Source organism: Mycetocola sp. Y442, assembly GCF_056898615.1.
Genome location: NZ_JBXHBV010000001.1, coordinates 1,012,013 through 1,027,176 on the forward strand (window position 1 = coordinate 1,012,013; position 15,164 = coordinate 1,027,176).

Below are 15,164 nucleotides of genomic sequence, written 5' to 3' on the forward strand. Positions count from 1 at the left end.
CTCACTGACTTGTATCCTGTGTTCTATGTCCGACAAAGAGGCCGCGCGCCCCGACGGTGTCTCCGACACGGCAGACGCGCTTCGGCACCCACACACAGCGTCAGATGCCGCGGTCAGCGCCGACGAGGCCCGTGGACCTGACCTGCCAAACATCCCGGTCATCGATGCCTCGGTACCGACGGAGGCAGAGGTCAAACCGACGTGGCGCGGCTGGATCCACGCAGCGACGACACCGATCACCGTCATCGCAGGCATCGTGCTCGTGACACTCGCGCACGGCACTCCGGCCAAACTGAGCACAGCTGTGTTTGCGTTGACGTCATTCCTGCTCTTCGGCATCAGCGCCCTGTATCACCGGCTCAACTGGTCGCCCCGCGCCCGCATCCTGCTCAAGCGCATGGACCACGCGAACATCTTCCTGCTCATAGCCGGCAGCTACACACCGATTGCGACACTCGCGCTTCCGCCCGAGAAAGGCAACCTTCTCCTGATCCTCGTGTGGTCGGGGGCGCTCGTCGGCATCGGGTTCCGGGTCTTCTGGATCCACGCGCCCCGCTGGCTGTACGTCATGCTCTACATCGCGCTGGGCTGGGCCGCGGTGATGTTCCTGGTCGACATCTTCGAGGCGAACCCGGTGACAATGACACTCATCATCGTCGGTGGACTCCTCTACACGGGCGGCGCGATCGTCTATGCCCTCAAGAAGCCGAACCCGGTACCCGGGCATTTCGGCTTCCACGAGATCTTCCACGTCTGCACGGTTCTCGCGTTCCTCTGCCACTGGACCGGCATCATGCTGCTCGCGGTAAACCCCGTCTACAACGCCGGCTGACGCCAGAAGGTCCGGCGCAGCGGGCCCGGGTCAGGACGCGGTGTCGTCCGACATGCGCTCGAGCACGAAAACCGGGATCTCCCTGTCGGTCTTTTCCTGGTAGCCGGCGTAGTTCGGGAAGGCCTCAACGGCTCGTTCCCACCACACGCGCTTCTCCTCGCCGGTGACCTCGCGGGCCAGGTAGTCGTGCTTCTCCGGACCGTCCTGCAGTTCCACGTGTGGCTGGGCCAGAATGTTGAAGTACCAGACCGGATGCTTCGGCGCACCACCGAGGGAGGCGACGACCGCGTAGTCGCCGTCGTGCTCCACCCGCATGAGCGCCGTCTTCCGGAGCTTTCCCGAGCGCGCCCCGACGGTGGTCAGAATCACGACAGGTCGCCCGTGGAGCATCGTGCCCTCTGTTCCACCCGACTGCTCGTAGACCTCGGCCTGTTTGCGGGCGAATTCGGACGTCGACGGTGCATATTCTCCGGTGAGCGGCATGTTTTCTCCGTTGCGCTGCGCGGACGCTCGTGCGCCCCGCCACAGCTTAGCCACCGATTCTGGCAGTGCACTCCTCAACCGGTTGTGCCTAGCATGGTCCCGTGGATGAGATGTCGAACCACGAAGAAACCGACGTCCTCGTCGTCGGTGCCGGTCCGACCGGGCTGATGCTCGCCAACTGGTTGCAGAAGTCCGGTGTCGGTGTGGTCACTCTCGATGGCAAGGCGGGACCTACGCTCGAGTCACGGGCCCTCGGCGTACAGGCGCGAACCATGGAGATCTACGACCAGCTCGGCGTGGTGGAAGCGATCCTCGCCGATGCGTTCAGAGCGACACACATTGCCCCCGGGTTTGAGTCCCGGTCATACGCACCTGTCCCGCTCGCCCAACTGGGCACAGGCCTCACCCCATTCCCCGGCATCTTCGTGCTCGAGCAGTCGAAGACCGAGCGCGCGCTCGTCGAAAGCCTGGGGAGATTCGGCGGATCGGTGCACTGGCTCACCGAACTCACCGCTCTCGCAGACCACCCGGCTGGTGGCTGCGTCGCCACGGTCGCTGGCCCCGCGGGGATCAGCCGGATCCGGGCGCGGTACGTCGTCGGGGCTGACGGCGGATCATCCGCCGTTCGCAGGCTCCGCGGCATCCCGTTCGACGGGGTGACGAACGAGCACATCTTCTACGTTGCAGACGCCCACGACGTCACGGGCCTCCGGAACCAGACCGTGAGCATTCGATTCGGCACCGACGCGTTCCTCCTCGCGTTTCCGATGGCATCCGGGGGCCACTACCGGCTCCTGGGAACCGTCCGGCTCGCAGACCGGACCGGCTCGAGCGACGTCACCGAAGTCGCTGCCCGCGCAAAAATGCGAGACGTCTTCAGCGTCGACTACGGAACATCGACATGGTTTGCGACGTACCGTGTGCACCACCGGGTGGCAGCCAGGTTCAGGGACGGAGCCGTGTTCCTGGCCGGCGACGCGGGGCACGTGCACTCCCCCGTCGGCGCGCAGGGCATGAACACCGGACTCCAGGACGCGCACAACCTCGCACTCAAGCTCGTCGATGTGCTGTCGGGCACAGCGGATGAACGTTACCTCGAGCGCTACGAGGCCGAGCGCCGCCCGGTGGCGAAGCACCTCACCGCGACCACCGATCGTGTCTTCGGCGCGGTGACGAGTGCCAGCGGCCCACTTGTTCTGCTGCGGAGGGTCGGCGCGCGACGTATCGTTCCCGTCATTGCCCGGGTGGTGCCGCGTCTGCCGGTGGCGTCGCGACTGTTCGGTTACGTTTCCCAGATCAGGATCCACTACTGGATGAGCGACAATGAGCGACGAGCGGCGAGCGGTCGGCGGGATGCCGTCCTGGGCAGACGGCTACCGTGGACGGGATCGAATTTCGGCGTGCTCAGGTCTGCCGACTGGCAGGTGCACAGCTACGGGCCAGCCGATGCCAGGACCCTCGTGCGATTCGCCCGACTCCTGCCGCTCGAACTGCACACCTTCTCGACCGTCGGCGCCACCGCGCTGAAACCCGGCCGCCTCTACCTGATTCGTCCAGACGGGTTCGTGGCGGCGGATGCCGCTGTCAGAGACGTCGCTGGCGCGGCACAGCAGTTCCGGAGAAAACTACGCAGCTGGGGTGTCGACCCCGACGCACTGACCGCCCGTGCGGGACAGCGGTTGACCTAGCGGCGCGCGGTATCGCCCGTCGTGTCGTCGGGGTCCATCGGGCCGTCCTGCTGGCGGGGTGCCGCCGGCTGTCCTGGCACGGTCGGCTGGCCGGACTGCGCTGCGAGTTCTTCCTGCAGCCTTTCGTCGATCTCCGCCTTGTAGTTGACCCGGCGGACACGACGCTGCATGTCGAAGATGAGAGCCACGACCGCGCCGGCGATGAGGAACGTGACCACAAACCCCCACACGCCCGGGGTGACATCGTTCGCGTCGACCCCTGACGGCGACGGTGACGGCGTCGTGGCCAGGCGCCACGCGGCATCCGTCATTACGTTCAGAACGGCATTCATTCAGTGTCCTCGATTCCGGCGAACAGGTCGCTCTCGTTGTCGTCGGTCGGCACGGTGCTTCGGGCCAGCTCAAAGTCTTCAAACGGCCAGGAACGCCTCTGCAGGTCATTCGACCAGAAGAAGAAACTCGAATCCGGTGCCACCTGGCTCGCGTGGGCCCGGAGCGCCGCATCGCGCACCTCGAAGAAATCACCGGCGGGAACGTGCGTCGTCGCGCGGTCGGGCCTGTCTTTCCGCCACGACAGCATCTCCTCGAGTTGCGCGGCGAGTGGCGACTCGGGGTCCTCAGACAGCAGAGTGTCTGCGTTGGCCTTCAACCGCTGGTAGTTGAATACCTGGTCGTAATAGAGCTTCGATACCTGCCAGGGCTCACCGGCGTCGGGGTATGCCTCGCCGTCAGACGCAGCCTCGAAAGCCGCGACGGCGATCTGGTGGCTGCGAATGTGATCGGGATGCGGGTAACCGCCATTTTCGTCGTAGGTCACCATGACGTGCGGCTTGAACCGTCGAACGATCCTCACGAGGGCCTCGGCCGAGATCTCCAGCGGCACCGAAGCGAAGGAGTTCACCGGCAGGCTTCCGTCGTCGTTGGGCATTCCCGAGTCGACGTAGCCGAGCCAGCGATGCTCGACATCGAGAATTCGTGCGGCCTCGGCCATCTCCCGCCGGCGGAGTCCCGCGATGTCGCGCTCGGCGTGTGGGCGATCCGGGAGAGCGTCGTTGAGGATGTCGCCACGCTCGCCCCCTGTGCAGCTGACGACGAGAACGTCGACACCTCGAGAGCGGTAGTACGCGGTCGTCGCGGCACCCTTGCTGGACTCGTCGTCCGGGTGGGCATGGACCGACAGGAGCCGGAGAGTCACTGTGTCGCCTGCTTCTTGTAGTTGGTGGGGTAATGGCAAGGTCCGTGCCCGGTCGCTTGTCACGCGGGAGACGATATCCTTGTACCTACAGACTAAACGGTTGCGCAGAAGAGGATTGATGGTTTCGGACAGTTCACGAGAGCCCGACGTCCTCGCGGAACGATACGGCCGATCACCCGGTACTCACCAGCGCGAGAAGAGACTTGGCATCGCTGTCGCTGCGGCATTTGCCGTCGTCCTCGTCGCCTGGGTCACGTGGGCAAGCCTCGACGCGGCGGGTTCCTCAATGGAGACCAGGGACGTTGCACACTCGGTGGTCTCCGACACCTCGGTCGAGGTGACGTTCCAGCTGACAGTCGAGCCCGAATCGACGACGTACTGCGCCGTTCAGGCCCTCAATGAACGCTTCGCCGTCGTCGGCTGGAAGATTATCGAAGTGCCGCCGTCCGAGATGCGGACCAGAACCCTCACCGAGGGGTTGAGAACCACGGAGCTGGCGAATACGGGTTTGATTTATCGCTGTTGGCTGGCCTAAGCTCTCCTGATACCCGCAACGCGGGTGAATGATTCGCCCTGACTCACACGTCAGGGCGTCCGTTTTTAGTGAGGAGTTTCCCATGGCTGCAGAGACGACGCAGGTCACCTTCCTGACACAGGAAGCTTACGATCGACTCGCCGCTGAACTCGCAGAGCTGTCGTCGGTCGGACGCGAAGAGATCGCCAAGAAGATCGAATCGGCTCGCGAAGAAGGCGACCTCAAGGAAAACGGCGGCTACCACGCCGCGAAAGATGAGCAGGGCAAGCAGGAGGCGCGAATCCGCACCCTGACCCAGCTGCTGCGCGACGCCACGGTGTCCGAAGCGCCGACGAGCCACGGTGTCGTCGAATCAGGAACCGTCATCACGGCGACCGTCGCCGGCGGCGAAGAGGTCTTCCTGCTCGGCAACCGCGAGATCGCCGCGGACTCCGATGTCGATGTCTACAGTGAGCAGAGCCCGCTCGGCAGCGCGATCCTCGGCATGAAGATCGGTGAATCGACCACGTACGCCGCACCGAACGGTAAAGAAATTTCAGTCACGATCCTCAAGGTCGAGACCTACACCGGCTGAATCCAGCCGTCAGCGACGTCCCAACGCGCCCGCCCGATTCGTCGGCCGGGCGCGTTGTTCATTTTTAGTCCTCGACGATGTGCGGGTCGTATCCCGCGGCGCGGAGCGTCTCCACGACGAGGTCGCGATGCTCGGGCCCCCTGGTCTCGACACTGAGTTCGAGTTCAACCTCGCCGATCTTCAGGCCGTGGCCGTGGCGTGTGTGGAGGACCTCGATGACGTTCGCATTGGCCTGTGCCACGAGCTCGGAGGTGCGCGCCAGCTGGCCAGGACGGTCGGGCAGCGGGATCCGAAGCGTCAGGTAGCGATCGGATGCCGCGAGGCCGTGGCTGATGACGCTCTGCATCAGCAGCGGGTCGATGTTGCCGCCGGAGAGCACCACGACAGTTGGTCCCTCCGGTGCCACCTTTCCGGCGAGGATGGCCGCGACACCCGCTGCACCAGCGGGCTCGACAACGAGCTTGGCCCGCTCGAGAAGCACGAGCAGGGCCTTGGCCATGTCGTCTTCGCTGACCGTCACGATCTCGTCGACGAGTTCGCGGATGAGGTCGAAGTTGAGGATGCCGGGTCGGCCGACGGCGATGCCGTCAGCGATGGTCGGCATGATTGCCACGTCGACGGGGTAGCCGGCCTCGAGCGAAGCGGGATAGGCAGAGGCGTTCGCTGCCTGCACTCCGATCACGCGGACCGTCCTGCCCTCGGCCGCAGCGCGCTGCTTGACCGCAGCGGCGACGCCGGAGATGAGTCCACCTCCACCGATTGGAACGATCACTGTCTGCACGTCGGGGGTTTCGTCGTAGATTTCGAGTCCGAGCGTGCCCTGCCCGGTGATGACGTCGATGTGGTCGTACGGCGGGATGAAGACCGCGCCGGTTTCGACGGCGTATTCGGCCGCAGCGAGCAGCGGTTCAGCGACGGTGTGTCCCCGGAGGACGACCTCGGCCCCGTAGCTTTTGGTCGCCTGCAGCTTGGGCAGTGGAACCCCAACGGGCATGAAGATCGTCGCGGCGATCCCGAGTTCCCGCGCGGCGAAGGCGACGCCCTGCGCGTGGTTGCCCGCGGAAGCCGCGACCACTCCCCTGGCCTTCTCCTCATCGGAGAGCTGCGCCATCCGGTTATACGCTCCACGGATCTTGTATGACCCGGTCCTCTGGAGGTTCTCGCATTTGAGATAGACCGGAGCCCCGAGCAACTCAGCGAGGTATCGCGAACTCTCCATCGGTGTCTGGTCGGCGACCCGGCTGACGAGCCGCCTGGCCGCCTCCAGCTGTTCGAGTGTTGGACCAGCGAGGGAGGTTTCAGGCATCCGGGTCGACCTTGTCTGTGTCTGTCGTGTTGTGCGGCGAAGGGGCTGGAGAGAGTGGGACGCGGCCGGCGCGCGGTTTGCGTATGCGGCGGGCGGCAGGGACGGTCTGCCAGAGCACATCACTGAAGACCAGTGGCGTGCCAGGGGTGATTCGCCACGCGCCCGAGGAGATGTATCGCGTCATCACGTTGATCATGGCGGCAAGCGGAACCGCGAAAAGGGCACCGGGGATGCCGGCAAGGAAGCTGCCGGCGGCGACGACGAGGACAACGCCGAGCGGGTGGACCTTGACAGCGGCGCCCATGAGGAGCGGCTGGAGCACGTGCCCCTCGAGCTGTTGCACCAGGAGGACCACGCCGATCATGATGAGCGCGATCACCCAGCCGTTGTAGACGAGCGCGATGAACGCGGCAATCGTCCCGGTGATCACGGCACCGACGATCGGGACGAACGAGCCGAGGAACACAAGCACGGCGATGGGAATGGCGAGGGGCACGCCGAGGATCGCCGCGCCGAGACCGATTCCGAAAGCGTCAATCGATGCGACGAGGATCTGCGTCCGTGCGTAGTTCGTGAGGGTGGACCAGCCCGCCCTGCCTGCGCCGTCGATCGCCGGTCTCGCCTTCTTCGGCCCGAGCCGTACGATCCACCGCCAGATACCGTCGCCGTCGATGAGCACGAAAAGCAGGCAGAACAGGGCGAGAAACAACCCAGCGACGCCGTGGCCGAGCGTCGTACCGATCGAAAGCGCCCCACTCCACAGGGCGCTGCCGTCCTCCTGCACGCTTCGCGTGACATCCGAGATCAGGTCGTTGAGCTGGGTCTCGGTGATGCCGAACGGAGACTGAAGGAGCGCGGTCCGCAGGTCGTTGAACGACTCGACAGAGCGGGTCCGTACCTCGCTGAAATCTCGCGTGATCTGCCAGATGGCAAGCCAGAGCAGCCCGCCGACAACGGCTATCGCCCCGAGGATAGCCGTCGCGATCGCGAGGCCGCGTGGCCACCGATGGCGAACGAGGAAGGTGATGAGCGGGCTGAGCAGGGCCGCGACGATGACCGCGATGAAAAGTGGAATGACGATGAGCCGCAGCTGGATGACGACGAGGACAACCACAGCGATGGCCGCAGCGATCACGAGGAACCGCCACGCCCATGCGGCCGCTATCCGCACCGGGCGTGGGACGTCGTTATTGTCGGTGTTGTCTGTATCGAGCGCGTCCGTCAGGGCCAGCGACGTTTGGTCCTGCGGGGCAGTTGCCTGCCCGCCGGCGGGACTAACGGCAGAGTCCGCAACGCGCTCGGCCACCGGCTCGGCGACGCTCTCCGCGGGCGCTCCGGATACCCGTGAGAACACTCGCCCCCACCACGATTCCTCCGTCGACCTGGCCACCGGATCAGTCTATGCCGCTCGGCTTTCCGTGTGGAGAATGCGACAGCTGTCTGCGCTAACCGCTAACCTCGTGCCGATGACTGACTCGCTCTCACCCTCTCTTGCCCGCCGGATCGCTCTCGCCGCACAGGGGTTCGGGCGTCCGCGGCCCGCTACCGTCGGCACGCGCCAGCTGAACGCCGTGATCGAGCGCGCGGAGGTTCTTCAGATCGACTCCGTCAACGTCTTCGAACGCAGCCACTACCTTCCGGTGTTCGCGCGGCTCGGTGCGTACGACAAACAGGCGCTCGATCGGCTCACTTTTCGACCGGGGCGCTACATCGAGTACTGGGGTCACGAGGCGACAGTGATGCCCGTGGATTCCTGGCCCCTGTTCCGCTGGCGGATGGACGCCTTTCGAGAGCGGAGCATGGCAGATCCCGACAGCTGGGCGAATGCCAACGGGCCGTTCCTCGAGTGGCTCCGCTGCGAGTTGGCGGATAAGGGGCCGCTCGCGGCGAGTGAGATCGAGCACGACGCGAACCGGCGAACCGGTCCGTGGTGGGGCTGGTCTGACGTGAAAATCGGGCTCGAAACACTGTTCCGCTGGGGCGAGATAGTGTCGGCCGGCCGGTCCGGATTCGAGCGGCGGTACGCGCTCGCCTCACAAATCCTGCCCCAGAGCATCCTCAACCGTGACGTCAGTCGCGGCGACGCTATCCGTGAGCTCGTGAGGAAGGGGGCCACCGCCCACGGCGTCGGAACCCTGGACGATATCGCCGACTACTTCCGGCTGCCTCTCGCCGATGCGAAGACAGCGGTCGCCGAACTCGAGGATGCGGGCGATCTGGTCCCCGTCACGGTCCCGGGCTGGATGCGCGGTGCCCGGCCGCGACCGGCCTGGCTCGCGAGTGCGGCACGCCGCCCGCGGTCGATCTCAGCGGATGCCCTGCTCTCTCCCTTCGACCCGGTGGTCTGGGCACGGCCGCGGGCCGAGCGGCTGTTCGGGTTCCATTACCGGATCGAGATCTACACCCCCAGGCACAAGCGCGTCCACGGCTATTACGTGCTTCCTGTCCTCCTCGACGACACCATCGCCGCCCGGGTTGATCTCAAGAACGACCGCCAGTCGAAGACGCTTCGCGTTCAAGCGGCCTGGCTCGAACCCGGCGCACCGCCAGACACCGCTGACCGCCTGGCCGCGCTGATCACCGAAACTGCCCGCTGGCAGGGTGCCGAGCAGGTCACCGTCACGGGGCGTGGCACCCTATCTGGGGGTCTCGCCAGCGCACTCCGCGTACCTGTCGGGCCAGATGGGGACAACTCCCCATAATTTGGCGTGTTTTCGCGGCTGAAGCGGCCACGGGGCCATCCGCACTGGTGTTAGGTTTGCTTCGATCACACTCCGACGAAAGGCAGCACTTTCCCAATGGTCATGGATGACAAGACACCAGATTCTCACGGGGGCGACAGCTCGGTGCCGAACGGGAATACCCCTAATGCGCCACAGCAGCCAACGGATGGCACGGGAGCCAACCCCTCGGACCAGGCGTACTCGCAGGGCCAGAACTACGCACAGAACGCGTACGGCCAGGCTCCGGGGCAGCCGGCATCGACACCAGCGGGGGCTACACCGCCATACGGCCAGGGAGACCCGAACGCGTCCGCACCGCAGCAACCCTATGGACAGGGCGCTGGCCAGAGCGGGTTCCCCCAGCCCGGTGCGTACGGCGGACAGGGTGGAGGATCCTTCCCCCAGAGCAGCCCTCGCCCACCGGCTGACCCCAAGAAGAAGAAGAAGATCATCCTCTTCAGCGCCATCGCCGGCGCACTGGTTCTTCTGCTCGTCATCGCGATCGTTGTGATCAACATGGTGAACAAGAGCCAGTACGGCCCAGAGGCGACCGTCAAGAGCTACCTGACGGCGATCAGCCAGGGCAAGGCATCGACCGCAAACAAGCTCGTCGACCCCGGTGTCAAGAAGGACGCAGCAGCCCTTCTCTCCGACGACATCCTCAAGGAGTCGAAGGCGCTGATGAAGAACCCGAAGATTGTGGACGTCAGCACCCGGGGCGACTCTGCGGACGTCGAGGTCAGCTACAGCGTCGACGGCACCGCCTATGACGGAATCGTGCAGCTCAGCAAGGACGGCAAGCAGGGTCTCTTCTTCGACAAGTGGACCATCGACAAGCCACTGCTGGCCTCCGTCTTCGTCTACACCAACGAGGGCGAGATGGTGTCGGTCAACGGCACCGACGTCAGCTTCGGTAAGAACTACGAACTTCTCGCCTACCCGGCCGCATACGAGATCGGGGCTCCGGAGAGCAGCTTCTTCGAGGCCGAGGCGCAGACCTTCGTCGCTGCCACAGGTTCGAAGGCGTCCTACGACTCGATCGACCTCGAGCTCACGCCGACCGAGGAACTGACCGCCGCGGTCCAGGAGCAGGTCAACGCCTACCTCGACACCTGCGCGACACAGACCGTTCCGAACCCGGAGAACTGTGGCCTTCGCAGCCTGTACTACTTCGACTTCAGCGGTGAGCCGACCTTCTCATACAAGGTCGACAAGTACCCGGTGGTTACGGTCGATGAGTCCGGCGCGTACTTCACCGCCAAGCAGGGCAAGGTCACCGGAACAGCAACGGGCGAACTGTCCTACCCGGGCGGCCAGGGCACCTACGTTTACCCGTGGGACGACTGGGCGATCAACGGCAGCATCGTCATCGACGGAGACGACGTCAAAATCGAGGATGTCTACTAACCGATAGCACCAAAAGAAAGACGGGGCGAGCCGAAAGGCTCGTCCCGTCTTTTTCTGTGAGCGGCGTTAGAAACCGCCGCCGATTTCGCGAAGTCGGGCGACCCGGTCCGCAATCGGCGGGTGCGTCGAGAACAGGCGCTCGACCCTGCTCGGCTTTGCCGGGTCTGCGATCCACAGGTGTGCCATCGACGTGTTCTGGCGCCTCATCGGCCTGCCGTACGCCTCAAGCTTCTGCAACGCGCTCGCGAGGGCATCCGGGTGCCGCGTCGTCAGCGCCGCTGTCGCGTCGGCGAGGTACTCGCGCTGGCGAGAAACAGCCAGTTGGACGAGGCTCGCGAGCAACGGCGCGATGATCATGGCGACGAGCCCGAAGATCAGCACGATCGGGTTACCGCCCGAGTTGTTGTTGCGGTTGCCCCCGCCAAACCACGCGAGGCGAAGGAACATGTCGGCGATAAAACCAACGGCAACCACGAGACCGAAGACGATCATCGAGACCCTGATGTCATAGTTGCGCACGTGTCCCAGCTCGTGGGCCATGACTCCCTCAAGCTCGGAATCAGTGAGAATCTCGAGCAGCCCCGTCGTGGCGGCTACCGACGCATGTTCCGGGTCGCGACCGGTGGCGAAGGCGTTCGGCGCGGGGTCATCGATGAGATAGACCTTCGGCATCGGCGAACCGGTCGTGATCGCGAGGTTCTCCACGATCCGGTAGAGCCGCGGGTTGTCCCGCTTCTCGATCTCGCGCCCACCGCTCATGGCGATGGTCTGGCTCGCGGCGAAGAAGTACTGGAAGACGGCATACAGCGTCGCACCGACGAGGGTCAGTACCGTGATGCTCGGGCTGTTGTAGACATACCCGGCCAGGGCTCCGAGTCCGCCGATGATCAGCAGAAAGAACAGGATGATGAGCACTGTGTTCACCTTGTTCTTACGGATCGCCCTGTACATTCAGTGTCCTTTCAACGGATACGACAAAGTCAGTGGATACAACAAAGGCTCGAGCGCGCAGCTTCCGCCGCGCCCGAGCCCCTGTGAGGATAAAGTCTTGCTTCGCTAGAACTGCACGCGAGGCGGCTCGGCGATCGCTGCGTTGTCAGTGACCTCGAAGAACTCGCGTTCGCTGAATCCGAGGTTCTTTGCGATGAGGTTGTTCGGGAAGACCTTGATCTTCGTGTTGAGTTCGCGAACGCCACCGTTGTAGAACCGGCGAGAGGCCTGGATCTTGTCTTCGGTGTCGACCAGCTCACCCTGAAGCTGCAGGTAGTTCTGGCTCGCCTGCAACTGCGGGTAGGCCTCGGCCACGGCAAAAATCGACTTGAGGGCCTGCTGCATGTGGTTCTCAGCGGCGGATGCATCGTGCGGACCCTGCGCAGAGAGCGTTTCGGCCCTCGCGCGCGTCACATTCTCGAAGACGGCCTTCTCGTGAGCCGCGTATCCCTTGACCGACTCGATCAGGTTGGGGATAAGGTCGGCACGGCGCTTGAGCTGAACCGTGATGTCGCTCCACGCCTCGTCAACGCGTACGTTCAGAGACACCAGTGAGTTGTAGGTGACCCAGAAGTAAATGCCGACGATAACCGCCAGCGCGACGATGATGAGTACAGGAATGAGCCATTCCATGCGTGTGCTCCTAAAGGTTTGCTAGCGGTTCGAACTCGACTGGTCTCTCTATTCTACCGGTGACCGTCTGTCCCGGGCCCGACGATCCGCCCTCTTTCAGGGCAAATCCTCGGCGGGGACGTTCAGGCACCGAGCACCCTCTCCAGATACGGGTTGCTGAACAGCCGGCGCGGGTCCAGCCGATCGCGCGCTGCCAGGAAGTCACCGAAGTGCGGGTAACTCTCAGCGAGATCGGCGGCATTCTGGCTGTGGATCTTTCCCCAGTGCGGCCGTCCGCCGTAGCCACGGAGGATCGACTCGACCGCGGAAAAGTATGCCGTCGAGCGCTCGCGGTAGTACTTGTGCACGGCGATGTAGCCGGTCGCGCGGCCGTACGCGGTCGACAGCCACAGTTCGTCGGCCGCGGCGAATCGCACCTCGATGGGGAAGCTGATCCGCCATCCCTTGCGTTCGATGAGCGCCTCGATATCGCGGACCGCTGCGGGGACGAGCTCAGCGGGGATGCCATATTCCATTTCGCGAAACTTGACGGTCCGCCTGGTCGTGAAGACCCGGTGGGACACATCGGTGAACGTCCGGTTTCCCGTGAGCTTGTCCGCCAGGAGATTCACGCGAGGGATGATGGCAGGCACGACGACAGCAGTCGCACAGGTCACGCGGTAGACGCCGTTGGCCAGCACCGTTTCATCCACGAATCGGGACACGCGGCCGAGCGGTTTCGCCTGCGTCCCGGATGGCATGCGGGTGTTGGTCTTGGTCAGCGCCGTCCGGGTGTGCGGAAACCAGTAGAACTCGAAGTGGTCGGCGGCCGCGGCCCTGTCGAGCACGGTGTCAAGCACGTCGTCGAGCGGCTCCGGTCGCTCGACAGCGTGCAGCACGAAGCGAGGCACGCACTGGACCGTAATCTCGGCGAGGATGCCGAGTGCCCCGAGGCCGAGTGCAACGCCGGGAAGCAGGTCGGCGTGAGAGTCGCGGTTGATCTCGAGCAGGTCACCGGATGCCGTAACCATAACCACCCCGCGCACCTGGCCGGCGATGCCGCCGAACCGCGCACCGGTGCCGTGCGTGCCGGTGGAGATTGCACCGCTGATGCTCTGCGCAGCAATGTCACCGAGGTTCTCCATCGCCAGTCCGTACGGCGCGAGCAGCCGAGGGATGTCGTGCAGTCGCGTACCGGCCAGGAAGGTGACGAGCCCGTCGCCCGTCGGCTCTCCGCTCAACCCGCTCAGGTCCTCAAGTTCGAGCTGGATGCCGGGGGCTACTGCTATTCCCGTGAAGGAATGCCCGGCCCCGACCGCCTTGATGGGAATCCCGCTGCCCGCTGCGGCGCGGACGGCGCGCTGCAGGGCCGCCGTCGTCCTCGGCCGCTCCACTCGTAGCGGCACGACCTTCTCGGTCCGCGCCCAGTTGTGCCACATGGCTCCGGTTGCCGTCACAGAAAGGCCTTCCCCTCGCCCCGATAGGTGGGCAGCGTGTCGATTATCCGACCGCCGTCGACGACGGAGAAGGAATTGAGGTGCTCACTCAGCTCGCCGGATTTAGTGTGCCGGAACCAGACCCGGTCGCCGGGGTGCAGCGCTGCCGCTCGGCGCCCGACCAACGGCGTCTGGACCTCACCCGCCATCTCCCGCGGGAGCATACTGAGCCCTTCGGGCCAGACAGGTCGCGGGAGGCGATCGCGCCCTGGCGGGCCGGAGGCCGCCCATCCCCCTCCGAGCAGGGTCACCGTGTCTTCCCTCGGTTTCCGCACGACCGACAACGCAAAGCTCGCGGCCGGCGCTGGGTTGAAGTTTCTGTAGTCGTCGAAGAGATGGCCGCCGAACAGTCCGGACCCCGCCGCGATCTCCGTCACCGAATCGTCGGCACTCGTCGATTCCAGCGAGCCGGTCCCTCCCCCGTTGACGAACTCGAGGTCGGCAACGCGGCGGACCGCCGCGACGGCGTCGGCACGACGCTCGGTGAGCTCACCGATCGACCGCTGTTTCAGCCACCGCATTCCCGCAGAGCGCGCATTCCGCGATGGTACGTCGTCGACAAGTCCGGCTATCTGCGCTTCGTACGCCATCATCCCGACGAGTTCGAATCCCGGTCGGCGAACGATGACCCGCGCGAAACGCTCAGCGTCGGCGGCGGTGCAGATCGGCGATCGCAGGACCCCGATGGTGCCGAGCGGACCCGCCGTCCGCCACGCGACATCGAACTCGATGCACACCCGGATGCGAGCGCGCGCGTTCGGGGGAATGCAGGCATCGATGAAGTCCAGTTGCTCGACGGAGTCCACCATGAGCGTGATCCGGGCAGCGAGCTTCTCATCGGACGCGAGCTGGCCGAGGGCCTGTCTGTCCATGGTCGGATACCCGACAACGACATCATCTATGTCATCCGCGAGCCAGATCGCCTCTGGAAGGGTAAAAGCGAGCACACCGCGATACCCGTCAGTCGCCAGCAGTGAATCAATGACCGAACGGACGCGAACGGATTTGGTGGCCACCCTGATCGGCTTTCCGCCTGCCCGGCGGACCATGTCGTGGGCGTTGAACCGAAGCGCGCCAAGGTGGAGCACGCCCGACGGAGTCTCGATCGATCTCGTCGCGGCGTCGATTTCCGGCCAGAACAGTTCGGGGGTGAGCCAGGGGGCGGGCGAGCTCTCTGCGCGCCCGTTGGCAGAGAGTGTTATGGCCATCTGAATCCTCCCCGTCATACCCAGTATGCCGACCCCGGCGAATCGGATGCCGCACAATCTGAGAAAGGCCCTCCAACTGGGTGTGGCGCTGTTGACTTGTCGGGGCAATCGGCTT

General features: G+C 64.8%; 15 protein-coding genes. 6 read left to right on the plus strand and 9 right to left on the minus strand.

What is annotated here, in order from left to right; all coding sequences use genetic code 11:
- Positions 1–25: 25 nt before the first annotated feature.
- Positions 26–832 carry a PAQR family membrane homeostasis protein TrhA gene (gene trhA / locus AC1X6S_RS04830; protein ID WP_483404643.1) on the plus strand — a complete coding sequence of 269 codons (807 nt, stop codon included), beginning with the start codon at positions 26–28 and terminating at the stop codon, positions 830–832.
- Between the two features lie 30 nt (positions 833–862).
- On the opposite strand, the gene AC1X6S_RS04835 is transcribed toward trhA, so the two are convergent.
- The gene (locus AC1X6S_RS04835) at positions 863–1,315 is read right to left on the minus strand and encodes a nitroreductase family deazaflavin-dependent oxidoreductase (protein ID WP_483404644.1); all 453 of its coding nucleotides are present in this window, start codon (positions 1,313–1,315) and stop codon (positions 863–865) included.
- A 110-nt stretch (positions 1,316–1,425) separates the two neighbouring features.
- On the opposite strand from AC1X6S_RS04835, the gene AC1X6S_RS04840 reads away from it, so the two are divergent.
- Complete coding sequence (locus AC1X6S_RS04840; protein ID WP_483404978.1) at positions 1,426–3,003, plus strand: FAD-dependent monooxygenase; 1,578 nt, start codon at positions 1,426–1,428, stop codon at positions 3,001–3,003.
- Here the strand turns inward: AC1X6S_RS04840 and AC1X6S_RS04845 are convergent.
- Together AC1X6S_RS04845 and mca are read right to left on the minus strand one after the other, a co-directional pair.
- Entirely contained in the window at positions 3,000–3,335 is a 336-nt protein-coding gene (locus tag AC1X6S_RS04845) for a hypothetical protein (protein WP_483404645.1), read from the minus strand. The two genes, AC1X6S_RS04840 and AC1X6S_RS04845, sit on opposite strands and share 4 nt — an antisense overlap.
- Positions 3,332–4,198, minus strand: coding sequence for a mycothiol conjugate amidase Mca (gene mca, locus AC1X6S_RS04850; RefSeq protein WP_483404646.1), 867 nt, complete (start codon positions 4,196–4,198; stop codon positions 3,332–3,334). Before mca ends, AC1X6S_RS04845 begins: the two co-directional genes overlap by 4 nt.
- Before the next feature lie 118 nt (positions 4,199–4,316).
- Between mca and AC1X6S_RS04855 the strand changes: the two genes are divergently transcribed.
- Together AC1X6S_RS04855 and greA are read left to right on the plus strand one after the other, a co-directional pair.
- Positions 4,317–4,733 (plus strand): DUF4307 domain-containing protein, encoded by a 417-nt coding sequence (locus AC1X6S_RS04855; RefSeq protein WP_483404647.1) that lies wholly within the window; start codon positions 4,317–4,319, stop codon positions 4,731–4,733.
- An 82-nt stretch (positions 4,734–4,815) separates the two neighbouring features.
- Positions 4,816–5,307, plus strand: coding sequence for a transcription elongation factor GreA (greA, locus tag AC1X6S_RS04860; protein ID WP_108391536.1), 492 nt, complete (start codon positions 4,816–4,818; stop codon positions 5,305–5,307).
- A gap of 64 nt (positions 5,308–5,371) precedes the next feature.
- Here the strand turns inward: greA and ilvA are convergent, their stop codons facing one another.
- Together ilvA and AC1X6S_RS04870 are read right to left on the minus strand one after the other, a co-directional pair.
- Positions 5,372–6,613 (minus strand): threonine ammonia-lyase, encoded by a 1,242-nt coding sequence (gene ilvA / locus AC1X6S_RS04865; RefSeq protein ID WP_483404648.1) that lies wholly within the window; start codon positions 6,611–6,613, stop codon positions 5,372–5,374.
- Positions 6,606–8,003, minus strand: a complete 1,398-nt coding sequence (locus AC1X6S_RS04870; protein ID WP_483404649.1) for an AI-2E family transporter — start codon at positions 8,001–8,003, stop codon at positions 6,606–6,608. Before AC1X6S_RS04870 ends, ilvA begins: the two co-directional genes overlap by 8 nt.
- A gap of 76 nt (positions 8,004–8,079) precedes the next feature.
- Here AC1X6S_RS04870 and AC1X6S_RS04875 point away from each other — a divergent pair, with 76 nt between their 5' ends.
- Together AC1X6S_RS04875 and AC1X6S_RS04880 are read left to right on the plus strand one after the other, a co-directional pair.
- Positions 8,080–9,315, plus strand: coding sequence for a winged helix-turn-helix domain-containing protein (locus AC1X6S_RS04875; RefSeq protein ID WP_483404650.1), 1,236 nt, complete (start codon positions 8,080–8,082; stop codon positions 9,313–9,315).
- Between the two features lie 102 nt (positions 9,316–9,417).
- On the plus strand, positions 9,418–10,743 hold the full coding sequence (locus AC1X6S_RS04880; RefSeq protein ID WP_483404651.1) for a hypothetical protein: 1,326 nt from the start codon (positions 9,418–9,420) through the stop codon (positions 10,741–10,743).
- A gap of 66 nt (positions 10,744–10,809) precedes the next feature.
- Here AC1X6S_RS04880 and AC1X6S_RS04885 read toward each other — a convergent pair whose 3' ends face one another.
- The 4 genes from AC1X6S_RS04885 to AC1X6S_RS04900 all read right to left on the minus strand — a co-directional run bounded on the left by AC1X6S_RS04885 (position 10,810) and on the right by AC1X6S_RS04900 (position 15,049).
- On the minus strand, positions 10,810–11,694 hold the full coding sequence (locus tag AC1X6S_RS04885; RefSeq protein ID WP_483404652.1) for a M48 family metallopeptidase: 885 nt from the start codon (positions 11,692–11,694) through the stop codon (positions 10,810–10,812).
- A gap of 105 nt (positions 11,695–11,799) precedes the next feature.
- Positions 11,800–12,366 carry a LemA family protein gene (locus AC1X6S_RS04890; protein ID WP_108391541.1) on the minus strand — a complete coding sequence of 189 codons (567 nt, stop codon included), beginning with the start codon at positions 12,364–12,366 and terminating at the stop codon, positions 11,800–11,802.
- Between the two features lie 122 nt (positions 12,367–12,488).
- Positions 12,489–13,802 (minus strand): D-arabinono-1,4-lactone oxidase, encoded by a 1,314-nt coding sequence (locus AC1X6S_RS04895; RefSeq protein ID WP_483404653.1) that lies wholly within the window; start codon positions 13,800–13,802, stop codon positions 12,489–12,491.
- Positions 13,799–15,049, minus strand: coding sequence for an amino acid deaminase/aldolase (locus AC1X6S_RS04900; RefSeq protein ID WP_483404654.1), 1,251 nt, complete (start codon positions 15,047–15,049; stop codon positions 13,799–13,801). Before AC1X6S_RS04900 ends, AC1X6S_RS04895 begins: the two co-directional genes overlap by 4 nt.
- Positions 15,050–15,164 lie beyond the last annotated feature (115 nt).

Coding starts and splice junctions, on each gene's coding strand:
- trhA (WP_483404643.1), top strand. CDS start 26: ATGTCCGACAAAGAGGCCGCGCGCCCCGACGGTGTCTCCGACACGGCA.
- AC1X6S_RS04835 (WP_483404644.1), bottom strand. CDS start 1,315: ATGCCGCTCACCGGAGAATATGCACCGTCGACGTCCGAATTCGCCCGC.
- AC1X6S_RS04840 (WP_483404978.1), top strand. CDS start 1,426: ATGTCGAACCACGAAGAAACCGACGTCCTCGTCGTCGGTGCCGGTCCG.
- AC1X6S_RS04845 (WP_483404645.1), bottom strand. CDS start 3,335: ATGAATGCCGTTCTGAACGTAATGACGGATGCCGCGTGGCGCCTGGCC.
- AC1X6S_RS04855 (WP_483404647.1), top strand. CDS start 4,317: ATGGTTTCGGACAGTTCACGAGAGCCCGACGTCCTCGCGGAACGATAC.
- greA (WP_108391536.1), top strand. CDS start 4,816: ATGGCTGCAGAGACGACGCAGGTCACCTTCCTGACACAGGAAGCTTAC.
- ilvA (WP_483404648.1), bottom strand. CDS start 6,613: ATGCCTGAAACCTCCCTCGCTGGTCCAACACTCGAACAGCTGGAGGCG.
- AC1X6S_RS04875 (WP_483404650.1), top strand. CDS start 8,080: ATGACTGACTCGCTCTCACCCTCTCTTGCCCGCCGGATCGCTCTCGCC.
- AC1X6S_RS04880 (WP_483404651.1), top strand. CDS start 9,418: ATGGATGACAAGACACCAGATTCTCACGGGGGCGACAGCTCGGTGCCG.
- AC1X6S_RS04885 (WP_483404652.1), bottom strand. CDS start 11,694: ATGTACAGGGCGATCCGTAAGAACAAGGTGAACACAGTGCTCATCATC.
- AC1X6S_RS04890 (WP_108391541.1), bottom strand. CDS start 12,366: ATGGAATGGCTCATTCCTGTACTCATCATCGTCGCGCTGGCGGTTATC.
- AC1X6S_RS04900 (WP_483404654.1), bottom strand. CDS start 15,049: ATGGCCATAACACTCTCTGCCAACGGGCGCGCAGAGAGCTCGCCCGCC.